Raw genomic sequence first — 24,369 nt, 5'->3', positions numbered from 1 at the left:
GCCCGCCTTATCTCATTCGGCTACTGACGCTCGTGCCGCCCGGTGGCCTTGTCGTGGGCGTCGGCCGCGATGCGTTCCTCCTCGGTCATGGCGCCGCCGCCCAGGGGAGCGGGATGCCACCACGCGCCGGGTTCGGGGACCAGCGGGAAGTTGGCGATACCGCGGTCAATGCCGTCCTGCAGTTCGGCCCGCAACTGCTCGGTCTCCTTGACGACGTCGGCATCCGCCCCGTGCCAGATCGGCGGACTGATGTGGACCCGCACGGGTGCCCTGAAGATTGCTTTGAGGGACAGCTTGTGGCCGCGGCTCATGAACCGGTGAGACCCCCACACGGACATCGGAAGGATCGGCACACCAGCCTCTGCTGCCAGGCGGACCGCATCGGTTTTCAGTTCACGGACGGTGTAGCTGCGGCTCACTCCGGCCTCGGGCAGGATTGCCACATACTCGCCGGCCTTCAGCTTCTCCAACGCACCCTGATAGGCGGCGCTGCCCGCGCTGCGGTCAACGACCACGTGCCCTGCCGCTCTGATCGCCGGTCCGGCGAACCAGTGTGCCGCCGCACCCTTGGTGACGAGGAACCGCATCTGGGCGCGGGCATGCCGCCACAGCACCAGTTCGGCGAACGCAAAATCGAGGTACCCGAAATGGGTGATCGCCACCACCGCTCCCTGGCCCGGGACCGGACGCCGTGACCGGCCGTTCAGCGGACCCGCAGGCAGGAGGTTCTCCTGACCGGACACAATGACCCGAATGCGGAACACAAACCGGAGCGCCTGTCCGGTGTGCACGATCATGCGATAGAAACGGTCATTGGGCTGGGGCTGCCAGCGCCCGATTTTCTCAGTGAGTCGACTCATGATGATGCACCTCGTCCGGGTTTGGGTGGCAGCGGGAAGAATCCGCTGGTGTTCTCGATGTATTCGCGGTAGCCGGGGCGGGTGCTGAGCCGCTTCTCCGTCAGGGGCTTGCCTGTCTTGTTGGAAAGGGTCCAGATCATCAGGGCGGGGGAGAGGATGGTGAGCACTCCGGGCCAGGAATCAGCCGATACCAGGAACAGGCCCACCCAGACGGCTGCGTCACCGAAATAGTTGGGGTGCCGGGTATAGCGCCACAGGCCCCGGTCCATCACCTTGCCCTTGTTCGCCGGATTGTTCCGGAATGCGGCCATCTGGTAGTCCCCGCTTGATTCGAAGTAGAACCCGACCAGCCAGATCACAGCGCCGACCCAGGCCAGCCAGCCCAGGGGGCCGGTGGCGTACATTCCTACCTGAAGGGGCAGCGACACGAAGAGCATCACCACACCCTGCGTCAGGTAAATCTTTCGCAGGGCATAAATGTTGCGGGAGCCCGGCGCCTTGCTGAGCATGTCCTCGTACCGTGGGTCCTCGGCGCCGTCGCGGGCCCGCCACCCGATGAATCCGGCCAGCCTCAGCCCCCACGCAGCGGTGAGGAGCAACAGCAGCCAGCGGCGGGCGTCGTCGCCGGCTGCGTCCACCGAAGTCTGGGCAGAGGTGACGAACGTGATCGCCGCGATCACCACAAACCCCAGTCCCCACGCCGTGTCGATCACCGAGTGGCGCTTCTGCACCTGGGCCATCGCGAAGGTGGCAGCGAGGAGCACGACGACGCCGAGCGCCGCCCAGCCGAAGCCGCCGAGGAAGCTGAGAAACGGGAATTCGGGCATCATTCACCTTCAGGGTGGTAGGGGGCAGTCCGTTAGACGGTGATGGAGAGGGGCTGGTCGCCGACCAATAGATCGCGGGCGGGCAGGGTGCCGTCCGGATGGATGGCGGCTCCGGTGTCCTCGGTGAAGGACTTCAGGACGAAGGAGGCAGTGAGTTCGTGCCAGAGCCGTGCTTTTTTGACCATGAAATGCCCAGCGCTGCGGACCGTGACGTAGTGCAGGTCCGTCGCCAGTGAACGGGCACGGTGCGCATAGCGGAGGGACTGCCGGTGGGATGTCCACCGGTCCGAGTCGCCGTGCAGGATCAGGACGCGCTTGCCGGCGACGGGATCGGCGGGGGTGGTCTCGCTCAGCCAGGGAGCCAGGGACGCGACCGCGCGGACCTCGGGGTCGTCGGCCACACAGAGGGCAACCAGGCCACCCATCGAATGCCCGACCAGATAGACGGGGACTCCCGGATGCCGGTCACGGATCGCGGCCAGCGCCCAGCGGGCATCATGCAACGGCGACATTTCCTGACCGTTCCACCCCCTGACGCTATTGCGGAGGGACCACACTGCCAGGCCGTGATCCTTGCCGCGGCTGTGGACCAGCGCGGCGAAGGGAACCATCCGCACCGGACTCAGGTGTCGGGCACGGACCGGTTCGAAGCTGTTCGCCCGGCCGCCGTGGAGCACCAGGACCACACCCTTCACCGGGCCTGTCGCCTTTCGAACAGTCACCACTGGCGCATGCGCAACGGTTCCGGTGGGAACCTCATCCGATTCACTAAACCGTTCTTTCATCTGCCCTTTTTCCATTTGCCGCGGGGTGTTGTTCCAAACCTTGGGTCTAGCTTATGTCGCGGTCCGGGACCGTTTTGTCCCCGCGTAGAATTCCGTAGAGCACCGAACCAGTGCGTTGAACCTCATCAAGGACAGCTAGGAACCTCGTGGGCCACAGCCACACTCATGACACAGGCAATTCGGAGCCAAGCCCTGCAACGATTGGCGCACGGAAACGCGCAAATCTGTTGCTCGCCACCATCCTGGTTCCGATCGGTGTCCTGACAGTGATCGGCATGATGTTGCTGTGGCCCAGCGGCGACCGCAGCAGCGTCACCATCTCCAATCCCTATGCCACCGCCGACGGCGTTTCCATCGACGTCGGCCAGGTAGAACGGGTCTCGGAAGAAGACTGCCCCTCGTCCCAGCCCACCGTCGATGCGGGCGGGGAGGCGCTGCAGTGCCAGGTCGCCTACACGGCGCCCGACGCCGGTGGCGCCCTCGTTCCGGTGGAGGTCACCCCCGAGCTGGCCCGCGCTGGCGCGGTCGAGGCCGGGGACAAAATCCGATACCTGAACCTGGACGGAGTGATCCAGGGAGGCAGCGCCCCCTACATTTTCATGGACTTCGTCAGGACGGTGCCGATGATGTGGCTCGCCGTCCTCTACGCCGTGGTTGTCGTTGCGGTTGCGCGGTGGCGGGGGCTGCGGGCAATGATCGGCCTGGTCGGTGCCCTGGTGGTGTTGGGACAGTTCATCCTGCCGGGTCTGGTGGAGGGGAAGCCTCCGCTGCTGCTGGCCCTGGTGGGGTCGGTGGTGATCATGATCGGGGTGCTGTACTTCGCCCACGGCTTCTCCGCGAGGACCTCAACGGCGCTGCTTGGCACCCTGTTCGGGCTCTCTATCACTGCCCTGCTGGCGGCCTGGGCGACCGAATCCATCTACCTCTTCGGGGTGGGCGACGAAAATGCCTACGCCCTGGTCAACTCCTCGGGGGAGGTGTCGATCTCCGGAATCATTATGTGCGGCCTGATCATTTCCGGGCTGGGCGTTCTCAACGATGTGACCATCACGCAGTCGTCAGCGGTGTGGGAACTCTACGAGCTGGCCCCCAACACGTCGTCCCGGAGGCTGTTCTCCGGCGCCATGCGGATTGGGCGCGACCACATCGCCTCCACGGTCTACACCATCGCCTTCGCCTATGCTGGTGCCGCACTGCCGCTGCTGATCCTGGTCTCGCTGTATGACCGCACGTTGCTGGAAAACCTCACCAGCGGAGAGCTCGCCGAGGAGGTGGTGCGCACCCTCGTGGGCTCGATCGGCCTGGTGCTGGCCATCCCCGCCACTACCCTGATCGCGGTGGTGGTGGTCAAGGCGGTGGGTATCCGTCAGCACACCGTGGCCGCCGGCGCCGGTCAGGTATCGGGCGGGGTGTCCGCCGGAAGCGCATCCAGTCTGCCCGGCGGTGACCTCGTGAGTGTCGCTCCGGAGGGCGGCGACGTCGAGACCCGACGGTCGCGGCGGGACCGTGATGCACGCGGGGGTGAATAGCGAGGGGCTGTTGCGCTTCCCGATTTGCCTCAGCTTGCGACAATAGACACGTGACTGTTGTATCAACTCTGCCCGCCGACACCCGACTGGACCTGCCCCCGCTGCAGCTCGGCAACATTACCGTGAAGACCCCGGTGGTCCTCGCGCCGATGGCCGGTATCACCAATACCGCGTTCCGCCGCCTGTGCCGCGAATACGGCNCGGCGGCGGCCTGTATGTCTCCGAGATGGTGACGTCCCGTGCCCTGGTGGAGCGCAACCCCGAGTCCCTGCGGATCATTTCGCACGACGACGACGAAGCGGTCCGCTCGGTCCAGCTCTACGGCGTCGACCCGGTCACGGTGGGCGCCGCCATCAGGATCCTCGTCGAGGAGGATCGCGCCGATCACATCGACCTCAACTTCGGCTGCCCGGTACCCAAGGTCACCCGGAAGGGTGGCGGCGCCGCACTGCCGTGGAAGCTTGACCTGTTTACCGGCATCGTGCAGACCGCGGTCCGTGAAGCGTCGAAGGGTGAGATCCCTCTCACCATCAAGATGCGCAAGGGGATCGACGAGGATCATCTGACCTTCCGCGAAGCAGGCAAAATTGCCCGCGACAGCGGAGTCGCCGCGGTTGCCCTGCACGGGCGCACCGCGTCCCAGTTCTACTCCGGCAAAGCCGATTGGGATGCCATCGCCGAGCTCCGCGAAGCCCTGCCGGACATTCCGGTGCTGGGCAACGGCGACATCTGGTCGGCCGAGGACGCCATCCGCATGGTCCGCCAGACCGGCGTCGACGGCGTCGTCATCGGGCGCGGTTGCCAGGGCAGGCCCTGGCTGTTCGGCGACCTGATGAACGCCTTCGAGGGAGACAGCACCCGGCATCAGCCCGGCCTCGGCCAGGTGGCCGACACCGTCTACCGCCACGCCGAGCTCCTGGTCGACACCTTCGGCAACGAGATGATGGCGCTGCGGGACATCCGCAAGCACATGGCCTGGTACTTCAAGGGCTACGTGGTCGGCGGAGAACTGCGCGCCAAACTGGCCGCCGTCCCCACCCTTGAGGTGCTGCGTGGGCTGCTGGCCGAGCTCGACGCCGAGTCACCGTACCCGGGCGCCGACGCCGAGGGTCCGCGCGGGCGTGCCGGCAGCCCCAAGAAGACCTCCCTACCCCAGGACTGGCTGAATTCCCGCGCCCTCAACGATGCACAGCAGGCGGACATTTCCGCCGCGGAAGTGGATGTTTCAGGTGGCTGAACCGAGTTTCCCGCATGCGCCAGTCACGGCCGGGTACACCGACGCCGACATGCAGCGGTGGGTGGACGAGCCCGCCAAGAGCACCCACCGGTCCCATTTCGAGCGTGACCGTGCCCGGGTCCTGCACTCCTCGGCGTTGCGGCGCCTTGGCGCCAAAACCCAGGTGGTCGCCCCGGACACCGACGACTTCGTGCGCACCCGCCTCACCCACAGCCTCGAAGTGGCGCAGGTGGGCCGCGAGCTGGGCCGGGCGCTCGGCTGCGACCCGGATATCGTCGACGCCGCCTGCCTGGCCCACGACCTCGGCCACCCGCCGTTCGGCCACAACGGCGAATCGACGCTGAACGACCTCGCCCACTCGGTCGGCGGATTCGAAGGTAACGCCCAGACCCTGCGGCTGCTGACCCGGCTGGAACCGAAGGTCATCCGGGCGGACGGCACCCCAGCTGGCCTTAACCTCACCCGCGCCAGCCTCGACGCGGCGTCGAAGTATCCGTGGACCGCTGCCAATGCGCCGGTACTCCAGGGGCAGCGCACCTCAAAGTTCGGCGCATACGAGGACGACCTGCCGGTCTTCACCTGGCTTCGCGACGGTGCGCCCGCCGGCCAGTCCTGCCTGGAAGCGCAAGTCATGGACCTTGCCGACGATATTTCCTATTCGGTGCACGACGTCGAAGACGCGATCGTTGCCGGACATTTCCAGCTCAAACAGCTGGACAGCTCGGACACGCGCGCCCGGGTGGTCGGCTACACCCAGCAGTGGTACCTCCCGCACAGCGACCCGGCTGCCATCGACGCCGCCCTGACACGGCTTGAAGCCACCGATGTGTGGGTCCGTGACGCGGACGGCAGCAGACGCTCGATGGCGGCGCTGAAAAACATGACCAGCCAGCTCATCGGCCGGTTCTGCCTCAGCGCGCTGGCCGCCACGCGGGCCATCTACGGCCACGCCCCCCTCACCCGGTACCACGCGAAAATGGTGGTACCCGAGGAGACCGAACTCGAAATCGCGGTCATGAAGGGCCTCGCCACCACCTTCGTCATGACCTCTGAACGGCGCCAACCCGTCTACGAACGGCAGCGCGAGGTGCTCAGTTCCCTGGTGGCGCAGATGGCTGCGGCGGGGGACAGGTTCCTCGAACCCACCTTTGCCGCCGACTGGCAGGACGCGCCCGACGACGACGCGCGGCTTCGGGTGGTGATCGACCAGGTGGCCTCACTCACCGATGCGTCGGCGCTGTCCCTCCACCGACGGGTCGTCGGACCGGTACCGTCCCTCTGGTAGACGCGAGGGCTGACTCCTCCTGCACAGCTGAGCCCCGCGGAACCTCACAGCACCGGTGACGCATAGACTGTTTTCATGGCCGGACTCATCAAACGCGAAGACATCGATGAGGTACGCCAACGCACTGACATCAAGGAGATCGTCGACGGCTACGTCACGCTCAAGTCTGCCGGTGTTGGATCCTACAAAGGCCTCTGCCCGTTCCACGACGAGCGGTCGCCGTCGTTCCACGTCCGCCCCCAGATGGGCTCCTACCACTGCTTCGGCTGTGGCGAGGGCGGGGATGTCATCTCCTTCGTCCAGAAGATGGACCACACCTCGTTCTCCGAGACCGTCGAAAAGCTAGCCTCGCGGATTGGTTTCGAACTTCGCTATGAGGACGGTGGAACCGGGCCCCGCCGCGAGGACATTGGCAGGCGCCAGCGCATGCTCGACGCCCACAAGATCGCCGCCGAGTTCTACCGCGAACAACTCCTCACCCAGGGCGCGGCCGCAGGACGGCGGTTCCTGCAGGAACGCGGGTTCGACCGGGCCGCCGCCGAACAATTCGGGGTGGGCTACGCGCCGCAGGGCTGGGACGGCCTCCTGACCCATCTCACCGGCAAAGGCTTCACCCAGGACGAGCTCAAGCTCACCGGCATGTTCAGCGTCTCCGCCAACAACGCCCAACGGATCTATGACCGGTTCCGCGGCCGGCTGATCTGGCCCATCCGCGACATCACCGGAGACACCGTCGGGTTCGGCGCCCGGAAACTGTACGAGGAGGACCAGGGGCCCAAATACCTCAACACCCCCGAGACCTCGCTCTACCGCAAATCCCAGGTGCTCTACGGCATCGACCTCGCCAAACGGGAGATCGCCAAATCGCGTCAGCTCGTGGTCGTCGAGGGGTACACCGATGTGATGGCGTGCCACCTCGCCGGGGTCGGCACCGCAGTCGCCACCTGCGGCACCGCCTTCGGCGCCGATCACATCAAGATTGCCCGCCGGCTTCTCTCCGACGATGGATCCGGTGGCGAGGTGATCTTCACCTTCGACGGTGACGCGGCCGGCCAGAAGGCGGCCCTCCGCGCCTTTGAGGAGGATCAGCGGTTCGTCGCGCAGACCTATGTGGCGGTGGAGGCCAGCGGCGCCGATCCATGCGAGCTCCGCCAGACCAAGGGCGACGACGCCGTCCGCGGCCTGATCTCCTCCCGCAGGCCACTCTTCGAATTCGCCATCAAGGCCTCCTTCGGCAACTACGATCTGTCCACCGGCGAAGGCCAAGTCAACGCGCTGCGGCACGCGGCGCCGATCGTCGCCAGGATCCGGGATGTGTCGCTGCGGTCCATTTACACCCGGGAGCTGTCCCGCTGGCTGGGAATGCAGTTCGTGGGAGAGGACCAGGTGGCCCGGGCGGTGGCGACCGCAGCCAGGAAGGGTACCGGGGTAGCGGGCGGTACCGGCAGCGGATCCGGGAGCGCATCGCGGGAGCACGCTGCGTCGTCGTCGGCTCAGGGTGCAGCCGATGGGTCGGCTGGCGCAGAGTCAGGTGGCGACGTCGAGCAGTTCCCCCGGCCGGATCCGAAGGACCCGATTGGCAGGATGGAACGCGAGGTCCTCGAGGTGGTCCTGCAGTACCCGAACCTTCTCGAGCCGACGCACTGGGAGCGGTTCGCCGAGTCGGGGTTCTCAGTGCCCGTCTACGCGGCACTGAAGGACGCTGTGCAGGCCGCGGGTGCCGCTGGGGTGGAGCCGGCGCAGTGGGTGGAACGGGTCCGGCAGGAGGTCCCTGAGGTGCTGCGCGGCCTGGTCACGGAGCTGGCCGTCACGCCGCTGCCGTCGAAGGCCGAGGATGCCCTCGCCCTCTACAGCAGGGATATCGTGAACCGGCTCTACGAGCTGCGCATCACCCGGCTCAAGGCCGAGATGCAGGGAAAGCTGCAGCGGGTCGACGCCGCCGCCGACCCCGAACAGTACGTCCAGCTGCAGCGGGACCTGCTGGAACTGGAAATGCGCCGTCGCCAGCTTCGCTCCGACTGAGGTTCCACCGGGATCCGCTGGGTGAAACAAGCCAATTTCACTTACCCGCACTTGGTATGTAAAGTTGTATCTGCTGCTTTCCTCCGTAGCTCAATTGGCAGAGCATTCGACTGTTAATCGAAGGGTTACTGGTTCAAGTCCAGTCGGAGGAGCCACCAAACCCCTTCCCACCAGCTTCGTGCTGGCGGGAAGGGGTTTTCTTTTTGTCACGCACAACGTCGCACGAAGCGTATTCTGAAGCAATGGAACAAGACAGCAAACTGATCTTAGTCACCGGCGCTACCGGCTACATCGGCGGCCGTCTGGTGTCCCGTCTCGTCGCCGAAGGACACACGGTCCGTGTGCTGGTCCGGTCACCACAGAAACTCAAGGACGTCCCCTGGAGTTCCTCGGTGGAGGTAGTGGAGGGCGACCTCGAAGATGAGGGGTCACTCAGGGAAGCCTGCGCTGGAGTCGACACCCTGTACTACCTGGTGCACTCGATGGGAATGGGCAAGGGCTTCGAGACCAAGGAGTCGAAGATCGCCTCGATGGTCTCGAGCGCGGCGACCGCGGCCGGCGTCGTGCGGATGGTCTATCTGGGTGGACTGCACCCGGCGGATGTCGAACTATCCACCCACATGCGCTCCCGTGAGGAGGTGGGCCGTATCCTCCTCGAATCCGGAACGCCAACCATCGCGTACCAGGCAGGTGTGGTGATCGGATCCGGCTCGGCGTCGTTCGAAATGATCAGGCACCTCTCCGATGTCCTGCCGGTGATGCCCGCCCCTAAGTGGGTGCTGAACCGGATTGAGCCCATCGCCGTTCGCGACGTCCTTCATTACCTGATCGGTGCGCTGACGCTGCCCCCTGATCTGAACCGGACCTTCGACATCGGGTCCCGGAACGTCCTCTCCTACGCCGAGATGATGAACCAGTATGCAGTCGAGGCAGGTCTGCGGCGGCGCAAGATTCTGGCGCTGCCGGTGCTGACACCCCGGTTGGCTGGCCACTGGGTTAATTTGGTCACTCCCATTCCGCGCGTGATGGCGATGCCACTCATCGAGTCGCTCCAGCATGATGCGATCACCGCGGAACACGACATCGACAACTACATTCCGGTGCCCGACGGCGGCTTGACTGACTACCGCACGGCCGTCGATCTGGCGCTGGGCAAGGAACGGGGCGGAGAGGTGGAGACCAGCTGGGCGGGAGCCTCCCGGGTCGACAGTGCGGCCGATCCGCTGCCCACCGACCCGGAATGGGCTGGGCACACCGTCTTCACCGATGTGCAGGTCTACAAGTCCAAAGCCTCCCCGGAGCGGCTCTGGAAGGTCATCGAGGGAATCGGCGGGGACAACGGCTGGTATTCGCTTCCCGTCGCGTGGGCCGCGCGAGGGTGGATGGACAAGCTGGTGGGCGGCGTGGGACTCCGCCGGGGCCGCCGCCACACCGACCAGCTGCTCACCGGCGACGCACTGGACTTCTGGCGGGTCGAGGAAATCGTCCGCGGCGAGCGCCTGCGCTTGCGCGCCGAAATGAAACTACCCGGCCGCGCCTGGCTGGAATTGTCTGTGCGCCCCGACGGCACCGGCAGCGAGTACACCCAGCGTGCGGTGTTCTTCCCGAAGGGGCTCCCCGGTCGGTTGTACTGGTTGGGCGTGCTGCCCTTCCACGGGACCATCTTCAAGTCGATGGCCCGCAACATTTCCAGCAAAGCTGAGCGCAGCTAAACCCGACCGGAACTCTTATCCCGTCCCACCCCTGTCTAGCCCAGGGGCGGGACGGTCCGCGGCCTGACGACAGTCCACAGGAACACCACTCCGGCGCCGATGCAGACAGCCATCACGCCGCCCATGCTGGTAGCGGAAACCCCGAGAAGTCCGACGACCGGTGAAATCGCCCCGGCCAGACCGAAGGTGACAGCGCCCAGCAGCGACGCCGCAGTGCCAGCCTGGGCGCCGTGGTTGGCCAACGCCAGCACCTGGACACAGGGGAACGTGAACCCGGCCGACATGATGTAGAACCAGAGCGGCACCATGATCCCCCACAATCCGAGCCCCAGCTGTGCGAACAGGATGATGAGCAGGGACATCAGCAGCATCGACGCGGTGGAATAGACCATCACCCACTGGGGGCCGATCCGGCGGATCACCCGTGCACTGATCTGCACCCCCGCCACAATGCCCAGCGAATTCACCGCAAACAGCAGCCCATACTGCTGCTCGCTGAAGTTGTAGGTGCCCTGGAAGAGGAAGGGAGACGCTGAAAGGTAGGAAAACAGGCCGGAGAAGTTCATCCCGCCCACCAGCAGAACGCCGATGAAAATCCGGTCGGTAAGAACCGCCCGGTAGCGTTGCAGGGCGGTTGCACCTGAGCTGCCGCGCCGATCCGCGGGGAGGGTTTCAACCAGGAACACCGACACCGCAAGGATGACCAGCAGCCCGTAGCCGGCCAGGAACCAGAAGATGCCCGGCCACGGCATGACGAGCAGCAGTTGCGATCCGATAACCGGCGCGAAAATGGGAGCGAGCCCATTGACCAATGCCATGTAGGAGAGCATCCTGACCAACGGATACCCGCTGAACAGGTCCCTGAGCATCGCCATTGCCACCACGCCACCGCCAGCAGCACCCACGCCCTGCAGGACACGAAACACCATCAACGTGGTGATGTCGGTAGCCATGGCCGCTCCAAGCGAGGCCAGGATGTGGACGCTGGTGGCGAGAATCAGGGGAAGCCGGCGTCCCACCTTGTCGCTGAGCGGGCCGACGATCAACTGGCCGACGGCGAATCCAACGATGGTGCCGGTGAGCGTCAACTGGACCGCAGCTTCGGTGACGCCGAGGTCGCTCTGCAACGACGGGAACGCCGGAAGATAAAGGTCGATGGTGAAGGGGCCCAGCGCGGTCAGGGACCCGAGGATCACTACGTACATCAGCTTTTGTCGTCGGGAAAGTGAAGCGCCGGGGTGGATTACTGTGCTCACTGGTGCCTATCCGACCAAGGGTTTACCCTTGCGTCACGGGTGGCCCGTGGGCCTCGAATAGATGTTTGTGCGAGGGCGCGCTGATTCTCGTCTGAAAAGGGGGAGGGACAACGCACCACGCTGTCGTCAGTTCCATCTTAGGTTGCCTTGGCAAACGGAAGGCACTAAGTCTGCTTGCTATTGAAGTAGGCTTACACAGATTCGGCTTTAGCCACTCAATGGTAATTTTAGGAAAAGGTTTACGCAGCTTGCAGGTACGCTCACGCGACCTGTTAGACGAGGGATGGAGGCAGAGCTATGGATAGTTCCGCTAGCACACGTGGCACAGGGACTTCGAGCAAGCCGTCAGTCTTCGGACTGATCAAGCTATTGGGAAGGCTCACACCGCGCCAGTTCGGTGACGAAGTCACCATGGCGCTGGAGCAGATGAAGCAGAAAGGCATCAAGGCGGGGATCGCAGCAGCGTTCCTCGTGGTGGCGGTCGTCTTCCTGGCCTTCCTCGCCGTCGCGCTCATCGCCGCAGCGATCCTCGGACTGGCCACCATCATGGATGGCTGGCTGGCGGCGTTGCTGGTTGCCGGTGTATTCCTCATCATCATCGCTATCACCGCGCTGATCGGTGTGTCCCGGTTCAAGAAGGCGCTGCCCCTGCTGCCGGAGGAAGCCATCCGCGGCATCCGCTACGACATCGGTGTCCTTCGCGAGGGTCGCAGCTTCGATCCGGCAACCCTTGATGTCAAGAAGCCCAAGGAAGAAAAGCCCAAGGACGAGGCCGACGACGCCAAGCCCAAGGAGCCGACGCCGTCGTACGGCGAATTGCGCCGCCGCTCAGGTACCCGACGCGACCACCTTGCCGACCTCCGCGACGATCTGGGCCGCGAACTCGACTTCAAATCACGCTGGAACCAGGCCAAAACATCGGCGAAGACCGGCGCCAACCGGCTCGCCGAGCAAGCCAGGTCCGTGGTGCCCCCGCGCACGCCGGCCGCACCCCGCGAGCACCCACACAAGGTCACCCTGGCCGATCGGTGGAAGCCCCTCTCCGTGGTCGCAGGCTCGGTGACCGCCATTATCGTCATGGTGCGGAAACTGGTTTCCCGCTAGCAGACCCTCGCCCGATCCGGGGCACAGGTCCGGGCGGGCCCGCTCTCCCTGCATAATGGTGGGGGGAGGGAATAGTGATCAGACTCATTGGGGCCGGTGCCAGACCAGGACGCGAAAACGACGTTCTGGCGACCTTCTGGACGCTGCCCAATATCATCACGGTCATTCGGTTCCTCGGGGTTCCGTTGTTCGTGTTCCTCATTGTGCAAAACGAGGACGCCCTGGCCGTCATCACCCTCGTGGTCCTTGGCTCCACCGACTGGATCGACGGGTATATCGCTCGCCGGTTCAACCAGGTGTCGGTCGTCGGCAAATGGCTGGATCCGATCGCGGACCGGACGGCTCTGATCGTCATTGCGGTGGTCTTTGTGGTGGATGGTATTGCCCCCGCATGGCTGGTGTGGGCCATCGTCATTCCGGACGCCATCCTCATCGTCAACGCGCTCATCCTCTTCCGCGGTCCGCTGCACCTACCGGTCACCAATATTGGGAAGATCCGCACCGCCCTGTTGCTGATCGGCTCGCCGATGCTCCTGCTGCACCGCGTGCCGGGCTTTGATCAGCCGTGGCTGTTCGTCACCGCGCACGTCCTGCTGCTGTTGGGCTGCATCGGCCACCTTCTTGCGTTCTACGGGTACTTCACTGCTGCGCACCGGTTGTACCGCTCGGACGGCAGGCCCAACGGATCGGCCCAGCCCGGGGCCGTTGATGCTCCCTAGCCGTCCCCTTTCCCATCACCGCCCCCGGTGCCCGAAGGGCGGCGCATGGTCTGGTTAGCCATTCTCCTGGCTCTCATCGGTGCCTGCTTCCTCGCCGTTGGCGCGCAACGCCAAGGCAGCGCCGTCAGGTCCAATACCGGCGGCCTGTCCCTGAACTCCAAGGGGTTCGTACGGCTCCTCCGCAACCCGCGCTGGGTACTTGGCCTGATCCTCCTGGGTATCGGGATGGCACTGAACGTGGTCGCCCTCAGCCTGGCAAGCCTCACAGTGGTGCAACCGATCGGTGCCATCGCGCTGGTGATCACCACGGTCGTCAATTCGAAGGATCAGGGCATCCGGATCAACCGGGCCACCGTCGTCGCCATTGCTGCCTGCGTGAGCGGAAGCGCGCTGTTCGTCCTGCTCGCCGTCAACGTGACCCGCAAAGACCATGAGGTGTTGCCGGAGCAGGAACTAGTCACGGTGCTCCTGTTGGCAGTCGCGGTTTCGGTGTTCGGTTCCCTCGCGGTCATGTTCCGTCGCCGGCTGGGCGCCTTCGCCTACATTCTGGGGGCGGGGGTGTTGTTTGGTTTCGTCGCGGTACTCACCAAAATTATCGCTACCCACCTTTTGGACTCCAATGGGCGGTTCCTGCTGAATGTGCCGCCCTACACCCTGGTGGCGATTGCTGTCGCTGCCGGCCTTGGTTCGTGGTTCGTGCAGAGCGCCTATGCCACGGGTCCGCCGGACCTCGTGATCGCCGGCTTGACAGTGATTGACCCGATCGTTGGTATCGCCATCGGCATTGTCATCCTGGGCGAGCTGGAACCCGACGTGGAATCGGTCATCGCAATTGCCATGGGAATGGCCGCGTTGGTTGCTATTGTGGGGGTCATCGCGTTGTCCCGGCATCACCCAGATGTGGTGCAACGCCAGAAGGAAGTACGACGACGGCGTTAGCTGAGGCCCATTCTGTCCAGCCGCCGGATCCGCCAGTTACCCACAGAGGAAACCCACAGTGAGCCACCCGGCCGAGAAATTGCCATTGACCATTCTGATCGCAGCAGAAACCTACCCGCCCAACATCAATGGGGCAGCGCAGTTCGGCTACCGGCTGGCAAAGGGAATGCACTCCCGCGGGCATGAGGTTCACGTCCTGGCTCCCAGCACCAAGAATGGCAAGAGCTTCACCGAAGCCGACGGCGAATGGCCCGTGCACCGGCTGAAATCCCATGCGGTTCCCACCCATGACTACTGGCGAATCTGCCTTCCCTGGGAGATCAAACGCGACATCAGCATGCTTTTTGATCGGGTGCAGCCTGACGTCGTGCACATTCAGTGCCACTACATGGTGGGGGAGTACACCCTCTATGAGGCCGTGAGGCGCGGAATCCGGGTGGTTGCCACCAACCACTTCATGCCCGAAAATCTCAACCCGTTCCTGCCCTTCCCGGAGTGGTTCAAGAAAATTGTTGCCAAGAACTCCTGGCGGGACATGGGCAAGGTCATGGGCAAGGCAGCTGTGGTCACCACGCCGACCCCGTTGGCCGCCAAGGCCATGCACGAGCATGCGTTCCTTCGGAAGGTGGTCCCCCTCTCCAATGGCATCGACTCAGCCGCCTACGAATTGCAGCCCGGGGAGACGCTGGAACCCCGGGACCACCCGACGGTGCTCTTTGTCGGTCGACTCGCCGAAGAGAAACACGTTGATGTCCTGATTGACGCCGTCGCCAAGACTCCTCCAGGGCTCAACGTCCACCTTGAGATTGTGGGTGGCGGCGAGGTGAAAGCCGCACTCCAGGCACAGGTCGCCCGGCTAGGTCTTGGTGGACGGGTCAGCTTCCGCGGACTGATCACCGATGAGGAGCTGCGGCAGGCTTATCTCCGTGCGGCACTGTTCTGCCAGCCTGGAACGGCCGAGCTGCAATCGCTGGTGACGCTGGAGGCGATGTCCGCTTCCACCCCCGTGCTGCTCGCCAACGCCATGGCTCTTCCCCACCTCGTGGACCACGGGGTCAACGGCTACTTGTTCACGCCGCACGACAGCACCGAGCTTGCCGATCGGATCACCCAAATCCTCAGCCTGCCACCCGCTGACCAGGACCGGATGGGCAAGGCTAGCCGTTCGATGGTCGATGTTCACTCGCTCACGGCCACACTTGCGACGTTTGAGGGCCTGTACTACGGCGAGTTGCTGGAATCCGAGGCGGTCTGACAGGCCACCGGCCGGGTGCCGCCAGGGGCGAGTTCGGCAAATGCTGCGGGGTCGTTAGAATACTTCGGTGTCGTTAGACTGACATAGTCGCTTCGGCGATCACTTCGCGGGGCTGTAGCTCAGCTGGTTAGAGCAGCGGACTCATAATCCGTTTGTCCTGGGTTCAAGCCCCAGCAGCCCTACTAAAGAGAGCCCTTGGCCTGCGGAAACGCGGATCAGGGGCTCTTTGCATTGGGAGTCTGAGGTAGGCATCCACCGGAAACCCACCGAATTCAATCCAGGCGCTGACCAAACGCTGCGAGCGGAACGGTGTTGTCAGGCCGGTACATGGGTCTTCTGCACGTAGTGTTTCCGGGTGAACCAGGGGTTGGCCTCCAGACGGCCCAGCTGCCGCCTTAGGAGCATTTCCACCGCGAAGGGTGGGCCAGACCCGCGCTTGTGTCCACGAGTCCGGGTCTGCCTGCTCCAATGGCGGTCGGTTCGTGGCCCAGCGCACGAGCGGCCCCCGCAAGTGCTGATAGCGCCGCGAGGACCGCGTCGACAAGGCGCCGGAGGACTCTTCGAACGTTGGGACAGCGTGTTCGGAGGTTTTTTCGACCCCGTCAACGAAGACCGAGCCCTTGACTGTGGCCCCGCCGACGTCGACTGCCAGGACTACTTCCGGCCCTCTGTACTGTCCCGATTTCATCTCTTGTTGCAGCTACTTCACCAAGCCGTTGGGCGACTTCGTCACCGAAAGTTCGGCGATGATAGGCAGGTGATCCGATGCTGTGGTCTTGATGACCTCCGCGGACGTCGCAGTGGCCCCGCGTGCGGTCAGGATGTAGTCGATGCGCAGGGTGGGGTTCTCCACTGACCCGCTTCCGGGAAGCCCTTCTAGATCCGGAGCGAAGGTGTAGTCCTCGTTCTGCCCGAGTGCGGCAAAGCTGTCAGTGAATACTGAGAATAGGGGCTGCAGCTCCGGTGCGTCCGGCGTCGCGTTGAGGTCCCCGACGATGACCGCCGGCCGATCATTGCTGCCGGTGATATCGATTATTTCCTTAACTTGCAGCGCCCGCTGCTCTTCCCGCTGGAAGTCCAGGTGGGTGTTGTAGAAGGAAAGGTGGGCCCCACGGATGTTCACCACGGCTTCGAGCAATCCGCGTTGTTCGGTGGGTCGTTCTTCGTACTCGATGTTCGTCAGGAGGTGGTTCGTGGAGGAGATGATGGGGTATTCGCTGAGGATGGCTGTGCCGTACTGGCGGTTGTCCACATCGCCGGGCAGCGGTGGTTCGTCGAGGTTAGCTCCGTAGACGACGTGCATGTCGAGCCGTTCCGCAAGCCATGAAGCCTCGTCCAAGAATTCGCTGCGCGCTCCCCAATGGTTGTCCACTTCCTGCAGACCAATGATTTCCGCACCCGAAACTTCGATCACGGATGCTGCGCGTTCGAGGTCGAAATTATTGTCACCGTCAGCCCCGTAGTGGATGTTGAAAGACATCACGGTCACGTCGGTGGTTTTGTCGCCGGCCTTTGCGGGTGAGGCAAGGGCGGGTGCGGCACCGAGCATGGTGCCGCCGACTATGAGTGCGGCTGCCGAGCCGGCTGCCATCAATTGTTTGAACATAGTGCTGTTCTCCTTTAGTGGTGGTGGTGCAGGTTATCCGTCGGTAGTCGGGGTGTACGGAAAGAGGGTTCGTCCGGCCAGAACTTCCGTGAGGGGAACAGGGCTCCCAATCTCCCCAACGAAACGGCCGTCCACGCTGTTTTGGAAGCCGAAGACAACCCACTCTCCGTCGCGCTTCCTGTAGAGCTGCACCGCGTAGAGTCCCGGCAGAAAGAAGCTGGAGCTTCCCGTCAGGTCCCACGGTCCGAGCAGGCTCTCCCCACACGCAATCCACGTGCCGGTGCTTGAAGTTTCAAACGGAATGCCCGGCGCCTTGTCGGGGAGGCAGGAGAAAATCAGAACGGTCTCGCCGTCAACCTGTCGTGACTGAATTACTTCCATCTCGCCGAAACCGGCCGGGGAAGACAGTGGCGGGCGCGTATCCCAGTGCGTGAGGTTTGGGCTCACTGCGTGCCCGACGACGCCGCGCTGGTCGGGATTACCGGTTCGGTTGCGGGCTGTGATCACCATTTGCCACAATTGCGTGTCCTCGTCAAAGAAGACGAAAGGGTCCCGCCACGCTTCATCAGGCCAGGTGCCCTCACCCAGCTTTTCGTACCAGCGCTGGTCGGCTTCGAGGGCAGGCATTTCGGACCGCGTCCAGGTTACGAGGTCATCGGATACGGCGGACCCGATCCTCTGCTGTAGCCCATTCTCGGCGCGGCTGACGCCTGTGTAGAACAGATGCCAGGTGCCGTCCGTGCCACGGACGGTGCAGCCGGTCCACGTGGCGAGGTCATCCCATGCGGGTGCGCCGGCGGCGGTGAGTGCGTCCGGAAGGAGAGTCCATTCCTCCAGGTCAGCGGAGACTGCGTGCCCGATAGACGCTCCGTGGTGGCGTCTGTCAGGATCGATCAGCGCCCTGCTCGCACGGAGGAAGAACAGGTGATAGTTCTCCCCGTCGTCAGCGAGCCAGCTGTCCCATACCCAGTGATCCGGCAGCCGGAATGTCACGGTGCCTTCCCGATGAGGAGCGGCTTTGCCGAGGCGCCGGACCGGTAGTAGTCCGTGAACGCCATCCGTGATGCGGCAACTTCATCCAGCACCACCGGTGCGTCGGGATGGAATTGAAGGAGGGACGCCGGTCGCATGCTGCTGACCGGGCCGTCTACCGCGGCTGCGAGTGTCTCGGCTTTCGATTTTCCCTGTGCTACGGAAACTATCTGCCGCGCGTCCATGATGGTGCCCAGCCCTTGGGTGATGCAGCGCGAGGGTACGCTCTCGCCCTCACGAAAGAACCACGCGTTGTCCTTGCGTGTCTGTTCAGACAGAGCCTTATTTTGTGTGCGGGAGGCCAGGGAAGACATCGGTTCGTTGAAGCCGATGTGCCCATTCGTGCCAATTCCCGGAATCTGGAGATCCACACCTCCGGCGGAGGTAAGAGCGTTCTCATAGTCCAGGCAGGCCTGCTGGAGATCCGCGGCGCTCCCGTCGGAGGTGTATACGTTCTCGGGGTTCAATCCCAAAGGCCCGGTCACCTCTTCAACGACGACGCCGGCATAGCTCGCCGGGTGCCCGTCAGGTAGGCCCACGTATTCGTCCAGAGCGAAGCAGCGCACCCTCTCGAGCGTGACCTTGGCCTGCGTGCGCCTTCGGGAGAGTGCCCGGTAGGTACCAGCGGCGATGAACTGGTTGCTATCCCGAGGACCGTGTCAGGCTTGTCCGTCATCCGACGGGCTACGAGATCAGCGGCATGGGATCCGATCGCCGACGGATCAGCCAAAACCAGGACGTCCAAGGCCAGTCCTTTCTGATGGTGTGTGCCTGCCGGGTGGGTAGGGCTCAGCCCTTGACGGCCGAGCTGGCCACGCCTTCGATGAACCAGCGCTGGAACAGCAGGAAGACGATTATCACGGGAATCACCAGGAGCACTCCAAAGGCCAGGACCTGGCCCCAGGCAGGCGGAAGCTGGCCGGCGAACACGCTGATCTGGAGCGGCAGCGGCCGCAGGCTCGGATCCGAGATCATCAGCACCGGCCACAGGAACATGCCCCACTGCGCCAGAAAAGTCAGGATGGCAACGGATGCGTATGCCGGCTTGCTCATCGGCGCAATGATTCGAAAGAAGATGCGCAAGGGTCCGGCACCGTCCATCCGTGCGGCCTCGTCGATGCTCTTGGGTATCCCGGAGAAGAACGAGTAGAACAGGAAGATGGAGAGCGCGTTGCCGACGAAGGGTGCGATCTGGATCCACAGGGTGTTCCGTGCGTCGTTGTAGAGGTAGAACATGGGCACCGCAACGGCTTCGAAGGGAACCACCAGCAGGAGCAGAATGCCGAGCAGGGTTAGGTCCCTGCCGCGCCAGGACAGGCGGGATAGCGCGTACGCTGCCATTGAGTTCACCAGCAGGCCCAGTCCGACGACGGAGACTGTCACCGTGAATGAGACCAGGAAGAACTGGTACAGATGCCCTGTGCTGTCGGAGGACAGGCTGCTGGCCACGCCAGCGTAGTTGTGCAGTCCCCACTGGGAGACATCGAAGACTTCAAAGCCGGACAGGGTGTCCTCGGCCGGTGCCAGAGACGCCGCCACCATGTAGGCAACTGGGGCGAGGAATAGTGCCCCGGTGATGAGCAGGGTGAGATACCGGGGAAGAAGTGCTTGCCGCTGTCGTCGGCTCATTTTTTGAGATGTGCGAACCGTTGTCATGGCTTAGTCCTCCCGCTCGCGGGTAGCGCGTCGCTGAATAAGGGACAGGATGACCACGATCACGAAGAACACGACGGAGATCGCGCTTGCGCGCCCGATGTTATTTTCGTCGAAGGCGGCGGTGACGGCCTCGTACATGACCGTCCGGGCGGCGTCTTCGTTGAGACCGCCGCCGCCTTTGGCCAGGACATAGATCTGGTCGAAGACCCGCAGGGAAAGGATGGTCGTATAGAGGGCTACGAAAACCAGTGTGGTGCGGATTCCGGGGAGAGTCACGTGCAGGAACTTCTGCCAGGGGTTGGCGCGGTCCAGTTCGGCAGCCTCGTACAGGTCGCCCGGCACCTGCTGCAGTCCCGCCAGGAGGATGACCATCTGGAATCCGGCGCCCTGCCAGATCGAGAGCACGATCACGGAGGCCAGGGCGGTGAATTCGGATCCGAGCCAGTCCTGGTTGCCGAAGTTTCCGACCGAGAAGAAGTTCAGTGCCTGGTTGAGTAGACCCTGGTCGCCGCGGGAGAGGATCAGGCGCCAGATGATGGCAACGAGTGCAATTGGAAACACGACTGGCAGGAAGTAGAGGGACCGGAAGAGGCCGATACCCGGAATGTGCTTGCTTACCAGCATGGCCAGCGCGAGTGCCAGTCCGGTTTGAACCGGAACCACCACAGCAGCAAAGAGGAAGTTGTGCAGCAGTGCGCTGAAGAACTCGCGGGAAACCGTGGGTTCGGTGAAAATCTGCACGTACTGGTCGATAGCGACAAAGTTCGGTGGGCGGGGGTCTCCCAGCCGCACGCTGTGCAGGGAGAAGAAGATCGCCGACAGAAAAGGAATGGCAAGAAAGAGGATCAGCAGCAGAACCGCCGGGGCGGCCATCAGGGGGCCTGCCACACGGCTCCCGGTTCTTCTCGTCTTCTGGCGTCGCTCAACAGCAGTACCTGCCGGAGTTACAAGGCCGGTTGATTGGGCCATAACGCTCTCCTCGCTATGAGGGTGGGGCTGCCATGGCAGCCCCACCCTGATGGCCTTTTAGTCCTCTTGGTAGCCGTTGTTGCTCGAGAAGTCGGAATCGATGGCACTGGCTGCCGAGTCGAGTTCCTCTTGGACGTCGCCGCCGCCCCAGATGGCGAGGAGGGCACTTCCGAAGGAGCTGGTGACCGTCGGGTAGCCGGGGGTTACCGGACGGGCAACCGCGATGCATTCCTCGGTGACGTTCTCGGAACCGCAGGCGCTGGCCAGGGCTGTGGCGAAGAGTTCCAGCTCGCCGCCTTCGCCGTAGAGTTCGCTCTGTTCAAGGGCCGTGGTGCTGCCGGGGATAGCGGCGTTGGCTTCAGTCATTGTGAGAATGCTTTCGTCAGTCATCAGGAAGTCGATGAACTGGCCGGCCTCCGCAGGGTCTGCCGTCGGGGTTACGCCCCACTGCCAGGAGCCGTGGCCGGATTTGGTTCCCAGACCGAACTCGGGCAGCGGCATTAGCACCAGATCCTCACCGAGTGCCTCGCTCAGGGCCGGGTAGGCCCAGTTTCCGGTCACGCTCAGGGCTACGCGCTCAGACTGAAGTGCGCTGCCGTCCGTGTTCGGGTCGGTGTACGGCTTCCAGGAAGCCCACTCTTCCAAGGCATCGACATTGGCGGGGCTGTTGATCACGCCGTCAGCTTTTCCGTCTTTGATGAGCGTTCCGCCGGCCGACCAGATGTGCGGGGTGCTGGTGAAGGTTCCCCACTCAGCGGCGAAACCGTTTGCTTCACCCAGATCCAGTGCCGCGCCGGAGGGGTTCGCCTCCGAGAGTGTCTCGAGAATCCCACTGAATTCCTCCGCAGTCCAGGCTTCTTCAGCGGTGGTCGGGATTTCGACGTCGGCTTCCTCCAGAAGGGTCCGGTTGCCCCACATGCCCAGTCCGACGTCGAACATGCCCACGGCATAGGTCTCGTCGTTGTAGGTGCCGCTCTCCGCCACGCCGGAGATCCTGTTGTCCAGCGTTTCCTGGGAGACTACGCCGTCAAGGGGAACAAGTTTGCGGTCGTAGACAAACGCCGCCATTGTCGGGGCGTCCATTTCTATGATGTCCGGCAGTTCATCTGCTGACGTGGCCTGGATTGTCTGCGTGTAGTCAGCCTCGGGAATGAGGGTTAGTTCGACGGTCAGCTCTTCATTGGAAGAGTTGAACTCATCGACGAGGGTTTGCAGGGCCTCTGCTTCGGAAGCCTGGCCGGAGTGTGCCCACACCTCAAGGGTTCCGTCGCCCGCTTCAGGTTCGCCGCCTCCGGAGCAGCCTGACAGCGCCATGGCAATCGCAATGCCGGTGGCTACGGCCGCCCCACTGCGGTTGCTCCTCTTGTTAGTAATCATCAGTGATACTCCTTTTCCGCCCGAAACATCCGAGCCAGCAGCGGCCCTTCCCCGAGTTTGGACTAGACCAATTTCGAAGTCAATAGATTGGCCTAGACCAATTTCCGCTGGGTATCGGCGGTACTATCGGCGGTATTATTGCTCCATGACCGTTCCGGCCTTCGCCGCGCCGAAGTACTACGCCGCGCCGAAGTACTACCAGGTGAAGGAGGACCTGCGCCGCCTCGCGCTCGTGGCCGGCCCAGGGGCGCCCTTGCCGACAGAGCGCTCCCTTGCCGCCCGGTACGCGACATCGCGGACCACTGTCCGGCAGGCCATTTCCGAGCTCGTGGCCGAGGGCATACTCAACCGCACCCAAGGCAAGGGGACATTTGTGGCGCCGCCGCATCCCGCCTACATCCGCCAGCTCACGTCATTCACCGAAGATGCCGAGGCGCAGCACCTCAAAAGCGCATCCAACATCCTCGGGACCGAGCCTGTGCTCGCCGACGAGCAACTCGCTGCACGGCTGCGTGTCCCTCTCGAAACGAAACTCACGCGCATCGAACGGGTACGTTTCATCAATGGCGAACCGCTGGCCCACGAGGCAGCGTACCTGCCTGGATTGCTTCCCGATCTGCAACAACACCTCACTGAAAAGGGGTCCCTGTATGCCGTTCTCAGCACCCGTTACGGTATCGAAATTACCGAGGCGGAAGACTCCGTCATGACCACGATTGCCGGTCCGCTCGAAGCTCGCCTTCTCGCTATCGAAATGGGCGCTCCCTTGCTGCTGATTCAACGGCGCGGTCTGAACGCCAGCGGCGTTCCAGTCGAATGGACCCGATCAGTATTCCGTGGTGACCGATTTCAATTTTTCGCGCGCACCCGGCACTGACGTAGCACCAGACAGCTGAGAATAGCCATCCAGTCGGCTCCCACTCGCCGGGCTGTGGTAAGTGAGACGATCTATATGGAGTGACATGCCGAGCTGTCTGTCTCGTCATTTTTGCCCGTTGAGGTGGGTTGCTGACCTTACGTTGGTTCAACTACCGCCAGCCAGCAACCCATCCGGGGAGTTGCTCATCCAGGCGTGCCTGCCGAGTCGGATCCAGGGTGCCGGTGCGTGGAGGCCGCGCTGGGTGACCAGCCAGGTTGCCGCGGCGGTGGAGGCCGCGCTGGGTGACCAGCCAGGTTGCCAGGGTGTTCTCGTGCCGGTCGTCGCCTCTCCTGAATCGAGGTGGGTGGCCCTCATTAGCGAACACGTCCGCCACCTCGGTCAGGCGCCGGTCCCACATGCTGGTCTCTGGCGCCGGAGGTGGGAGCCCTACCCAGTCTCCGAATGCAGCTTGCAGCAGTTCCCGCCGATCATTGCTGATGGAACCATTAAGGATCTGCTTGCGCTGGCCCGCGACCCAGACGGTGAGACGCCGTTCGATGGGGTCTTTGGAGACCACCGGAGGCCAGCACCACGGCGCGGCCACAGTCGAGTTCGGCAAGGTTCGACCCGTCGAAAATGTGCTCTTTCCCTTGCTGCCAGGAACGGCTCGCACCGTTCTTGCCTCTGGGAGAGCACGCAAGAAACCATCTTCGGCCACACCGCCGCTATACACCTTGGCGTTGGCCGCTGACGAGATTCTGCGCATGTTGTCCTCATTCCACATCTGCACACCTTGTAACCAGGACTGCAAAGTAACCAGGACTGCAAAACCGCCACGACGATAATCCTGCGATCGTCAATCGTCCAGGGAAGATCTTGGCGCTTCTCAATAGGCTCGCCACACTCATGCGGGTCGGCCGCACGCCCGGTGGCGCTTAGCCCACCGCTTACCCACCGGAAACAACGAGCAAGGGCGAAAGATAATGATCAGTTGGAATCACTCGACTGGCGCTATTGCTGGGAATTGCGGGGGATCGAATGCACCGGAAACCAACGAAAGACCGGAGTTGCTAATCCCTTTGTCCTGGGTTTAAGCCCCAGCAGCCCTACCCCCTTTCAAAGTCCCCGGAACGCTTCTGTTCCGGGGACTTTGTCGTTCCGCGCTCCAGATGATTGGCAAGGAAGTTACTCGTGGGTAACATAGAGCGAAAGAACCGCTGGACGACGCAAAGGACACCCGCATGAGCAAGCCAGTCATCGATGTAAACAACCTTCCCTATGCCGACGGCGACTTCTACTCTTTCGAGGCGCTCCTGAGTCAAAAAGAGCGGGATCGGCTC

General features: G+C 63.4%; 20 protein-coding genes, 2 tRNA genes and 1 pseudogene. 12 read left to right on the top strand and 11 right to left on the bottom strand.

All coding sequences use genetic code 11. The annotated features are described in order from the left end of the window. Positions 1-20 precede the first annotated feature (20 nt). Genes K728_RS0109920 through K728_RS0109910 form a run of 3 tightly spaced genes read right to left on the bottom strand, consistent with a single transcriptional unit; the run spans position 21 to position 2,472 of the window. The gene (locus K728_RS0109920; protein ID WP_019483534.1) at positions 21-860 is read right to left on the bottom strand and encodes a lysophospholipid acyltransferase family protein; all 840 of its coding nucleotides are present in this window, start codon (positions 858-860) and stop codon (positions 21-23) included. Further along, positions 857-1,690 carry a DUF1295 domain-containing protein gene (locus tag K728_RS0109915; RefSeq protein WP_337459709.1) on the bottom strand — a complete coding sequence of 278 codons (834 nt, stop codon included), beginning with the start codon at positions 1,688-1,690 and terminating at the stop codon, positions 857-859. The genes K728_RS0109920 and K728_RS0109915 overlap by 4 nt, the downstream gene beginning before the upstream one ends. A 29-nt stretch (positions 1,691-1,719) precedes the next feature. Next, complete coding sequence (locus K728_RS0109910; protein WP_019483532.1) at positions 1,720-2,472, bottom strand: alpha/beta hydrolase; 753 nt, start codon at positions 2,470-2,472, stop codon at positions 1,720-1,722. Between the two features lie 146 nt (positions 2,473-2,618). Here K728_RS0109910 and K728_RS0109905 point away from each other — a divergent pair, with 146 nt between their 5' ends. The 6 genes and pseudogenes from K728_RS0109905 (at position 2,619) to K728_RS0109880 (ending at position 10,257) form a co-directional block, all read left to right on the top strand. Next, positions 2,619-4,001, top strand: coding sequence for a YibE/F family protein (locus tag K728_RS0109905; RefSeq protein WP_024476585.1), 1,383 nt, complete (start codon positions 2,619-2,621; stop codon positions 3,999-4,001). 50 nt (positions 4,002-4,051) lie between these two features. Further along, a pseudogene (gene dusB, locus K728_RS19075) lies at positions 4,052-5,238 on the top strand (tRNA dihydrouridine synthase DusB). Continuing rightward, positions 5,222-6,523, top strand: a complete 1,302-nt coding sequence (locus tag K728_RS0109895) for a deoxyguanosinetriphosphate triphosphohydrolase (protein ID WP_019483529.1) — start codon at positions 5,222-5,224, stop codon at positions 6,521-6,523. Before dusB ends, K728_RS0109895 begins: the two are co-directional and overlap by 17 nt. 75 nt (positions 6,524-6,598) lie before the next feature. Continuing rightward, entirely contained in the window at positions 6,599-8,545 is a 1,947-nt protein-coding gene (dnaG, locus tag K728_RS0109890; protein WP_019483528.1) for a DNA primase, read from the top strand. 79 nt (positions 8,546-8,624) lie between these two features. Beyond that, a tRNA-Asn gene (locus K728_RS0109885) sits at positions 8,625-8,700 on the top strand. Positions 8,701-8,787: 87 nt separating this feature from the next. Beyond that, entirely contained in the window at positions 8,788-10,257 is a 1,470-nt protein-coding gene (locus tag K728_RS0109880; RefSeq protein WP_019483527.1) for an SDR family oxidoreductase, read from the top strand. 35 nt (positions 10,258-10,292) lie between these two features. On the opposite strand, the gene K728_RS0109875 is transcribed toward K728_RS0109880, so the two are convergent. Then, positions 10,293-11,462: a multidrug effflux MFS transporter gene (locus tag K728_RS0109875; protein WP_019483526.1), complete on the bottom strand. Its 1,170-nt coding sequence runs from the start codon at positions 11,460-11,462 to the stop codon at positions 10,293-10,295. 348 nt (positions 11,463-11,810) lie between these two features. Here K728_RS0109875 and K728_RS0109870 point away from each other — a divergent pair, with 348 nt between their 5' ends. The 5 genes from K728_RS0109870 to K728_RS0109850 all read left to right on the top strand — a co-directional run bounded on the left by K728_RS0109870 (position 11,811) and on the right by K728_RS0109850 (position 15,712). Further along, positions 11,811-12,617, top strand: a complete 807-nt coding sequence (locus K728_RS0109870; RefSeq protein WP_019483525.1) for a phage holin family protein — start codon at positions 11,811-11,813, stop codon at positions 12,615-12,617. Positions 12,618-12,691: 74 nt separating this feature from the next. Further along, entirely contained in the window at positions 12,692-13,336 is a 645-nt protein-coding gene (locus K728_RS0109865; RefSeq protein WP_019483524.1) for a CDP-alcohol phosphatidyltransferase family protein, read from the top strand. Positions 13,337-13,381: 45 nt separating this feature from the next. Next, positions 13,382-14,275: a DMT family transporter gene (locus tag K728_RS0109860; RefSeq protein WP_019483523.1), complete on the top strand. Its 894-nt coding sequence runs from the start codon at positions 13,382-13,384 to the stop codon at positions 14,273-14,275. A 58-nt stretch (positions 14,276-14,333) separates the two neighbouring features. Then, entirely contained in the window at positions 14,334-15,530 is a 1,197-nt protein-coding gene (locus K728_RS0109855; protein ID WP_019483522.1) for a glycosyltransferase, read from the top strand. Positions 15,531-15,638: 108 nt separating this feature from the next. Next, positions 15,639-15,712: transfer RNA gene (locus tag K728_RS0109850), tRNA-Ile, on the top strand. Between the two features lie 518 nt (positions 15,713-16,230). Here the strand turns inward: K728_RS0109850 and K728_RS0109845 are convergent. The 6 genes from K728_RS0109845 to K728_RS0109820 all read right to left on the bottom strand — a co-directional run bounded on the left by K728_RS0109845 (position 16,231) and on the right by K728_RS0109820 (position 22,170). Next, a complete protein-coding gene (locus K728_RS0109845; protein ID WP_019483521.1) occupies positions 16,231-17,136 on the bottom strand; it encodes an endonuclease/exonuclease/phosphatase family protein in 906 nt (301 codons plus the stop codon). Positions 17,137-17,169: 33 nt separating this feature from the next. After that, positions 17,170-18,129 carry a hypothetical protein gene (locus K728_RS0109840; protein WP_019483520.1) on the bottom strand — a complete coding sequence of 320 codons (960 nt, stop codon included), beginning with the start codon at positions 18,127-18,129 and terminating at the stop codon, positions 17,170-17,172. Further along, the gene (locus K728_RS19070; RefSeq protein WP_019483519.1) at positions 18,126-18,734 is read right to left on the bottom strand and encodes a glucosamine-6-phosphate deaminase; all 609 of its coding nucleotides are present in this window, start codon (positions 18,732-18,734) and stop codon (positions 18,126-18,128) included. The genes K728_RS0109840 and K728_RS19070 overlap by 4 nt, the downstream gene beginning before the upstream one ends. 223 nt (positions 18,735-18,957) lie before the next feature. Beyond that, positions 18,958-19,824 carry a carbohydrate ABC transporter permease gene (locus tag K728_RS0109830; protein ID WP_237742123.1) on the bottom strand — a complete coding sequence of 289 codons (867 nt, stop codon included), beginning with the start codon at positions 19,822-19,824 and terminating at the stop codon, positions 18,958-18,960. Between the two features lie 3 nt (positions 19,825-19,827). Then, positions 19,828-20,712: a carbohydrate ABC transporter permease gene (locus K728_RS0109825; protein WP_019483517.1), complete on the bottom strand. Its 885-nt coding sequence runs from the start codon at positions 20,710-20,712 to the stop codon at positions 19,828-19,830. 138 nt (positions 20,713-20,850) lie between these two features. Continuing rightward, complete coding sequence (locus K728_RS0109820; protein ID WP_019483516.1) at positions 20,851-22,170, bottom strand: ABC transporter substrate-binding protein; 1,320 nt, start codon at positions 22,168-22,170, stop codon at positions 20,851-20,853. Between the two features lie 145 nt (positions 22,171-22,315). Here K728_RS0109820 and K728_RS0109815 point away from each other — a divergent pair, with 145 nt between their 5' ends. Further along, on the top strand, positions 22,316-23,047 hold the full coding sequence (locus K728_RS0109815) for a GntR family transcriptional regulator (RefSeq protein WP_024476579.1): 732 nt from the start codon (positions 22,316-22,318) through the stop codon (positions 23,045-23,047). A 151-nt stretch (positions 23,048-23,198) separates the two neighbouring features. Here K728_RS0109815 and K728_RS20925 read toward each other — a convergent pair whose 3' ends face one another. After that, positions 23,199-23,648 (bottom strand): helicase associated domain-containing protein, encoded by a 450-nt coding sequence (locus K728_RS20925; protein WP_156809095.1) that lies wholly within the window; start codon positions 23,646-23,648, stop codon positions 23,199-23,201. Positions 23,649-24,369: the final 721 nt, after the last annotated feature.

The organism is Arthrobacter sp. CAL618 (assembly GCF_000468215.1).
Lineage (GTDB): Bacteria > Actinomycetota > Actinomycetes > Actinomycetales > Micrococcaceae > Arthrobacter_D.
This window is presented reverse-complemented; position numbering and strand designations above follow the sequence as displayed.

Coding starts and splice junctions, on each gene's coding strand:
- K728_RS0109920 (WP_019483534.1), bottom strand. CDS start 860: ATGAGTCGACTCACTGAGAAAATCGGGCGCTGGCAGCCCCAGCCCAAT.
- K728_RS0109915 (WP_337459709.1), bottom strand. CDS start 1,690: ATGATGCCCGAATTCCCGTTTCTCAGCTTCCTCGGCGGCTTCGGCTGG.
- K728_RS0109910 (WP_019483532.1), bottom strand. CDS start 2,472: ATGAAAGAACGGTTTAGTGAATCGGATGAGGTTCCCACCGGAACCGTT.
- K728_RS0109895 (WP_019483529.1), top strand. CDS start 5,222: ATGTTTCAGGTGGCTGAACCGAGTTTCCCGCATGCGCCAGTCACGGCC.
- dnaG (WP_019483528.1), top strand. CDS start 6,599: ATGGCCGGACTCATCAAACGCGAAGACATCGATGAGGTACGCCAACGC.
- K728_RS0109880 (WP_019483527.1), top strand. CDS start 8,788: ATGGAACAAGACAGCAAACTGATCTTAGTCACCGGCGCTACCGGCTAC.
- K728_RS0109875 (WP_019483526.1), bottom strand. CDS start 11,462: ATGTACGTAGTGATCCTCGGGTCCCTGACCGCGCTGGGCCCCTTCACC.
- K728_RS0109870 (WP_019483525.1), top strand. CDS start 11,811: ATGGATAGTTCCGCTAGCACACGTGGCACAGGGACTTCGAGCAAGCCG.
- K728_RS0109860 (WP_019483523.1), top strand. CDS start 13,382: ATGGTCTGGTTAGCCATTCTCCTGGCTCTCATCGGTGCCTGCTTCCTC.
- K728_RS0109845 (WP_019483521.1), bottom strand. CDS start 17,136: ATGTTCAAACAATTGATGGCAGCCGGCTCGGCAGCCGCACTCATAGTC.
- K728_RS0109830 (WP_237742123.1), bottom strand. CDS start 19,824: ATGACAACGGTTCGCACATCTCAAAAAATGAGCCGACGACAGCGGCAA.
- K728_RS0109820 (WP_019483516.1), bottom strand. CDS start 22,170: ATGATTACTAACAAGAGGAGCAACCGCAGTGGGGCGGCCGTAGCCACC.
- K728_RS0109815 (WP_024476579.1), top strand. CDS start 22,316: ATGACCGTTCCGGCCTTCGCCGCGCCGAAGTACTACGCCGCGCCGAAG.